The 1221-nt window shown below is 74.5% G+C and carries 1 protein-coding gene; it reads right to left on the bottom strand.

Annotated features, from left to right (window positions below):
* Window positions 1–1221, bottom strand: a 1221-nt coding sequence (locus tag ACREP4_RS16965; protein ID WP_431597375.1) for a tetratricopeptide repeat protein, incomplete at both ends; no start/stop codon positions are given.

A 1221-nucleotide genomic window follows, 5' to 3' on the forward strand; every position in this document is an offset into this window, starting at 1 on the left:
CGGGGTTGTCGCCGGCCTGCTCGCGGCGCAGGGTGACGGCCTCTTCGGTGGGGGCGACGGCGTCGACGCGCCGGCCCACCTCGCGGTAGAAGAGGCCGAGGTTGTTCAACGCCATGGCGAGGTCGGGCAGGTAGCCGGGGTTGTCGGCGGCCTGCCCGCGGTACAAGCCGACGGCCTGTTCGGTGGGGGCGACGGCGTCGACGCGCCGGCCCACCTCGCGGTAGAAGAGGCCGAGGTTGTTCAACGTCCCGGCGAGGTCGGGCAGGTAGCCGGGGTTGTCGCCGGCCTGCTGGCGGCGCAGGGTGACGGCCTCTTCGGTGGGGGCGACGGCGTCGACGCGCCGGCCCACCTCGCGGTAGAAGAGGCCGAGGTTGTTCAACGCCGCGGCGAGGTCGGGCAGGTAGCCGGGGTTGTCGCCGGCCTGCCCGCGGCGCAGGGTGACGGCCTGTTCGGCGGGGGCGACGGCGTCGACGCGCCGGCCCACCGCGCGGTAGCAGCCGCCGAGGTTGGTCAACGCCGCGGCGAGGTCGGGCAGGTAAGCGGGGTTCTCGGCGGCCTGCCCGCGGCGCAGGGTGACGGCCTCTTCGGCGGGGGCGACGGCGTCGACGCGCCGGCCCACCTCGCGGTAGCGGATGCCGAGGTTGCTCAACGCCATGGCGAGGACGGGTGCGAACGCCGAGTCCTCGGCGGCCAGCCGGCGCAACGCGCCGATACCCGCCTGGCCGCCATCCGCGCAGTGCCGCCAGACGTAGCGCCACAGGTACGTCGGCTCATCCGGAGCCAACCCGCCGGCCAACAGCTGCGAGTAGTAGCCGACCAGCCGCTCGGCGACACGGGCGGCCCGCTCCTCGTCCCCGGCTCCCGCTGCCGCACCAGGCTGGGCGACCTGACGCAGATGATCGACGAGACGTTGGTGGGACAGCCGGTAGGCGGCCCGGCCGGCCTGCCCGTCCTCCACGATGTACCGGCCGGTTTGCCCCAGCACCCAGAACACGTCCGCCCGCTCGTAGACGACGCCGGTTGCGGACAGCGCCGTGGCCACGACCGGCCACACATCGTCGGGGAACCCGGCGCCGTACGCCCACGCCAGCGCTGCCAGCAGCTCCCCAGCCGCCTGCGGCAGGTCCACATCGCCTCTCCGCAACGGCGGGATCAACGCCAGGTCCCGCTCGAACGCGGCCTCGAAGCTGCGCGCGACCAGCTGCTCCCAGCCCGGCAGCG

Source organism: Stenotrophomonas sp. (genome assembly GCF_050737575.1).
Taxonomy (GTDB): domain Bacteria; phylum Pseudomonadota; class Gammaproteobacteria; order Xanthomonadales; family Xanthomonadaceae; genus Stenotrophomonas.